This is a genomic window from Streptococcus infantis (assembly GCF_000963255.1).
Taxonomy (GTDB): domain Bacteria; phylum Bacillota; class Bacilli; order Lactobacillales; family Streptococcaceae; genus Streptococcus; species Streptococcus nidrosiense.
The window spans coordinates 1-5,132 of record NZ_JYOV01000015.1 but is presented as its reverse complement, the minus strand read 5'-3'; the positions used below and the strand labels follow the sequence as shown (position 1 = coordinate 5,132).

General features: G+C 37.3%; 6 protein-coding genes, 1 tRNA gene and 1 pseudogene. 1 reads left to right on the top strand and 7 read right to left on the bottom strand.

All coding sequences use genetic code 11. The features are described 5' to 3' along the window. Nucleotides 1-208 precede the first annotated feature (208 nt). The 7 genes from TZ96_RS06475 to tnpA all read right to left on the bottom strand — a co-directional run bounded on the left by TZ96_RS06475 (nt 209) and on the right by tnpA (nt 3,445). Nucleotides 209-280: transfer RNA gene (locus TZ96_RS06475), tRNA-Glu, on the bottom strand. A 72-nt stretch (nt 281-352) separates the two neighbouring features. Next, the gene (locus TZ96_RS06470) at nt 353-817 is read right to left on the bottom strand and encodes a transcriptional regulator (RefSeq protein WP_045763386.1); all 465 of its coding nucleotides are present in this window, start codon (nt 815-817) and stop codon (nt 353-355) included. A gap of 134 nt (nt 818-951) precedes the next feature. After that, a complete protein-coding gene (gene nusG / locus TZ96_RS06465; protein WP_045763385.1) occupies nt 952-1,488 on the bottom strand; it encodes a transcription termination/antitermination protein NusG in 537 nt (178 codons plus the stop codon). A 57-nt stretch (nt 1,489-1,545) separates the two neighbouring features. After that, nucleotides 1,546-1,722: a preprotein translocase subunit SecE gene (gene secE / locus TZ96_RS06460; RefSeq protein ID WP_001211016.1), complete on the bottom strand. Its 177-nt coding sequence runs from the start codon at nt 1,720-1,722 to the stop codon at nt 1,546-1,548. A 9-nt stretch (nt 1,723-1,731) separates the two neighbouring features. Continuing rightward, nucleotides 1,732-1,884 (bottom strand): 50S ribosomal protein L33, encoded by a 153-nt coding sequence (gene rpmG, locus TZ96_RS06455; RefSeq protein ID WP_001809375.1) that lies wholly within the window; start codon nt 1,882-1,884, stop codon nt 1,732-1,734. A 172-nt stretch (nt 1,885-2,056) separates the two neighbouring features. Next, a complete protein-coding gene (locus TZ96_RS06450) occupies nt 2,057-2,749 on the bottom strand; it encodes a phosphoglycerate mutase (protein WP_045763384.1) in 693 nt (230 codons plus the stop codon). 231 nt (nt 2,750-2,980) lie between these two features. After that, nucleotides 2,981-3,445: an IS200/IS605 family transposase gene (gene tnpA / locus TZ96_RS06445; protein ID WP_045763383.1), complete on the bottom strand. Its 465-nt coding sequence runs from the start codon at nt 3,443-3,445 to the stop codon at nt 2,981-2,983. Nucleotides 3,446-3,710: 265 nt separating this feature from the next. Here tnpA and TZ96_RS10485 point away from each other — a divergent pair. Continuing rightward, nucleotides 3,711-5,001, top strand: a pseudogene (locus tag TZ96_RS10485) (IS4 family transposase). Nucleotides 5,002-5,132: the final 131 nt, after the last annotated feature.

Below are 5,132 nucleotides of genomic sequence, written 5' to 3'. Positions count from 1 at the left end.
GATTTATTGTTTTTTCATTGTTCAGTACTACAACCTTAGTTGTAGTGCCCTGCACATTGGTTCGTCTTGTTCAGTTTTCAAAGGTCTTTGTCACTCACTTCTCTCAAGTGACAACTATATTAGTATATCACAGCCGCTTTCGCTTGTCAACACTTTTTTGAAACTTTTTTTAATTTTTTTCATCTAGTGTTTTATCTGCTTCATACTATAGTCCGTACGGGATTCGAACCCGTGTTACCGCCGTGAAAAGGCGGTGTCTTAACCCCTTGACCAACGGACCAGAGTTGTTATTTTCAACTCTTACTATTATACCGACTTTTCTTACTTTGTCAACACCTTTTTTTAATTTTTTTTAGAAGTCTTGTAATCTTTCCTTCAGCTCTCTGAGAAGGGCTTTGCGACCTTTAAATCGTTCGTCTGCCCAGAGGCGTTCATAAGCTTCCTGCTTATCTTCTGGTAATTTTCTTCTATAAGTATTCAACAGTTCATGAAGGGCGTAGTAATCATCCAACCACAATCCTCCTTCTGGTAGGCGATGGCTAATCTCCCCTACTTCTTCATAGGCCATCCGGTCTAGGCGACGCTTTTGACTCTCTTGTTTTCTGACGCTATCAAGGATTCGATTGCGAAATTTTGTTTTGAAGTAGACGTAGAGTTTCTTTTCTTCTTCCATTAGTTCTGGATGCTTTTCTAGAAGTTCATGGAGACAGATCAGTCCTTCTTGGTCCCAATCCTCTTTCTCCCACAGGTGGAGATAGTAGTCTTTTCTACATTTATGAACAATTCCTTTTACCTTTGCATAATACTTCTCAAGCATTTGCTTTCCTATCTTGTGTTTTTTTCAAGTCCAATGTGTATCAGGAAGTATGAATACTGACAAGTGAGAGAAAAAAGACAACTGTTTTCTCTACAGTTGTCTTTACTTTGTAATTTAATTGATGAAATGTCCGATTAAAGTTCTGCAATCTGGTTAAGATTTACTTCTGCAACTGTATCATTACCAAACATTGAGATAATCATCTTAACTTTATTGTTATCAATTTCTGTGATCTTACCTGTGTAATCTGCGAAAGCACCGTCAATAATACGAACAGTTTGACCAACTTCGACATCAATATCAAATTCTTGGACAGTTTGACCCATAGAAACTAAAATATCACGAATTTCTTGTTCCAAAAGTGGAGTTGGTTTTGATCTATTACCGTGTGAGCCTACGAATCCTGTTACGTTTGGTGTGTTACGCACAACAAACCATGCTTCGTCGGTCATAACCATTTCTACAAGAACATAACCTGGAAAGCGATTTTCTTCGATTTCTTTTTTCTTTCCATTTTTTTCTACTTGCACTGTTTGTGTAGGAATTTCAACACGTAGAATATTTTCTAGCATATTGTATGTTTGTGCACGTTGCAATAGATTTTCTTTTACTTTATTTTCGTAGCCAGAATAAGTTTGTAGCACAAACCATCCTTTATCAAAACTATCCATGTTTTTTCCTTTCCTAACTGAAGAATTTCAGCGACTAGATCTTTTTCGTAGCTTATTTTAAAAAATATTAATAAAACGAATCAATCCGCTAACAATCAATTGGTCAAAAATATAAATCATCACTACAAAGAAAGCAGTGTATTCCATGATAGATTTAAAATCTAACCAACTTTCCTTGCGAGTCGGCCAAGTTGTTTCTTTAAGAAGTTTAAAAATATCCTTAATAAAACGCATCGTTTTCTCCTATCTCGTTTCTCGGTGTGTGGTGTACTTGCCACAGTGTTTACAAAATTTATTTACTTCTAAGCGTGTTGGTTTTGGATTTCCACTAATCTTAATCGAATAGTTTCTAGAACCACAAACCGCACAGGCTAGACTTGCTTTTTTAAGTGCCATAACGCCTCCATCTTACCTATTATAACAAGAATCCTCTGCTTTGACAAGCTTAATTGTTTTTTGTATTCTTAAAACTTTCTATTTAAATTTGCAAAATATGGTTTCTTTTAATCTCGCACGGTAATATATAGAAATTGAAAAAACCCAGGAATCATCCTAGGCTTTATGGTTCTTATTTACCAAGGTAGTATTCAGAAACTACGTTCAATTTTTCGTCAAATTCGAATACCAATGGTGGGAAGTTAGGGATTTCCACGTCCATGATTTCGTCGTCTGACAAACCTTTGATGTGTTTTACAAGAGCACGGATTGAGTTACCGTGTGCTCCTACGAATACATTTTTACCATCTTTAAGAGCTGGAGCGATTTTATCTTCCCAGAATGGAAGGGCACGTTCCAAAGTCACTTTCAAGTTTTCAGCATCTGGGATAACTGAGTCGTCAAGTGAAGCGTAACGACGGTCAGTGTGAGCTGAGTGCTCATCGTCGCGATCCATTGCTGGAGGCAATACATCGTATGAACGACGCCAGATGTGAACTTGTTCATCACCAAATTGTTCAGCTGCTTCAGCTTTGTTTTTACCAGTCAAACCACCGTAGTGACGTTCGTTCAAGCGCCATGATTTTTCAACTGGAACCCACAATTGGTCAGATGCTTCAAGAGCCAAGTTAGTTGTTTTGATTGCACGTTTCAATACTGAAGTGTAAGCTTGGTCAAATTCGATACCAGCTTCTTTGATCAATTTACCAGCGTCAATCGCTTGTTGTGTTCCTTTTTCAGACAAATCAACATCAGCCCAACCAGTGAAAAGGTTAGCTTTGTTCCATTCAGACTCACCGTGGCGAGCAAAAACCAATTTTACCATTTGATGGATACTCCTTTTATTTTCCGAGGTTTCCCTCGTTTATCTATTCTATTTTACACAATTTTTCACAAAAAAGCTAGTCAAAATCAATCATAACCACCCGTCTAACGGGTGGTTTGCACCAGGGCTATAAGCCCATATTACCAGCCAGCGCCTAAAGACGCTGGCTTTCACGTTGTTCAAGCCTCATTGCTCTTGACTCGTCACTTGCCTCTTAAAGAGGCTTTAGTATTACTTGCCACTATCCCTAAAGGGATCCTCATATTCTTTTACACTCAATTTATCTAGTGCTATATCATGCTTTTCCTGCTCTTGAATATATTTCTTAATTGTGGCTTCATTAAGCCCTACTGTACTCACATAATAACCTTCCGCCCAGAAATGCCGATTTCCAAACTTATATTTCAAATTGGCGTGTTTGTCAAACATCATGAGTGCACTCTTACCTTTTAAATATCCCATAAAACTTGAAACACTTATCCTCAGTGGAATACTTACTAACATATGTACATGATCTGGCATCAAGTGTCCTTCGATAATTTCAACACCTTTATAACTACACAAGCGATGAAATATTTCACCTAAACTACTCCGATATTGATTATAGATGACTTTTCGTCTATACTTAGGGGTGAACACAATGTGATACTTACAGTGCCACTTTGTGTGTGATAAACTATGAGACTTTTGTACCATGGTTTTCTCCTTTCGCTTTACAATTGGCTTGAACACCTTTATTGTATCGCGTTTGGAGTTTTTTGGTATAACCTTCGACGCGCACCCGCATAGCGGGTGGTTTTTTTGTCTCGCACCTAACGGAGCGAGACGGACTGAAAGTCACATAATCAAAAAAGAGAAGCGACTTCCTGTCCAATGTCATTAAGTTAAGAAATTCAAATACAATTCTGTATTTGGGTTTCTTTTTTTATGTGCTAAACTGATAGTTAAGGAGGTACTTCCTATGATAAAACAGATAAAAGCCCACTTGAATAAGAGTATTCAGAGTATCCTTGGTCAAAAAGTTGAGCTCGTCAAACAAGATGAACAGGCCTTTACTCGTAAAAGAAGGTTATCACTAGAAACCATGATTCGTACCATTCTGGGAATGGGAGGAAAATCACTGTCAAAAGAATTACTAGATGCTAGACTGACAGTTTCAAATTCAGCCTTTGTTCAAAGACGCTATCAGATAAAACCTGAGGCTTTCTATACCTTATTTAAAGAATTTACAGCACCTATTCCACTTAACACCAATCTTCCGATATTCGCTGCAGATGGGAGTGATATCTGTATTCCTCGAAATCCCATGGATACAGAAACCTCTATCCAAACCCAAACGGATGTTAAATCCTATAATCTCATACACATAAATGCCCTATACGACTTGACGACTGGAGTGTATAGAGATGTTTCTATTCAAGACAAACATACGCAACATGAGCGCTTAGCTCTGATTCAGATGATGAAGGCTTCTCCCTTTCGAGAAAGCTCTTGTTATCATGGATAGAGGCTATGAAAGTTACAATCTCATGGCTCATTTTCAAGAAAAAGGATGGCTTTATATCATCCGAATTCGAGATGGAAAACAATCCATGCGTTCCTCCTTCAACTTGCCAAATACAGAGTGTTTTGATCAAAACTTTTCTCTAAAATTATCACGAAAGCAAACCAATCAGCTCAAAAAACTTTATCGTGATTTCCCCAATGACTATCATTTTATTCCACACAATTCTACTTTTGATTTTCTTCCAGAAACAAGTCAAAAACATGACCCTGTTGAACTATACCAACTTCCTTTTCGTTTGGTGCGTTTAGAAGCGGAAGAAGGAAAATACGAAACTTTGGTGACAAATACAGACTATTCAGTCCAACAATTAAAAAATCTCTACGCCAGCAGATGGGGCATAGAGACTAGTTTTCGTGACCTGAAATACAGTATTGGCTTGGTCAATTTTCATGCCAAAAAGAAGGAAGGGATTCTCCAAGAAATCTTTGCCCGATTTACAAATTTTAACTTTTGTCGTTGGGTAACCTCGCAAGTTGCCATCGACAGTAGTCACAAAAAACAAAGATATAAAGTGTGTTTCTCAGATGCGACTTATGCCTGCCGTTTGTTTTTTAACGGTTCCCTTTCTTCTCTCCAGTTGAAAAACTACCTCAAGAAACAGTTATCTATTATTCGACCGAATCGAAAATATCCAAGAAAAATAAAGGCCCAATCGGTAATTGATTTCATCTATAGAGTAACATAAATCTCAAAAAATAGGGTGAAAAAACCTTTATTTGTTATGCAAAAAAAATAGAAGATAGGATAGAGAATCACTTTGATGATCTCAATCCTATCTCCTATTCAAATAGTTAGATTACTAACTTAATGACATTG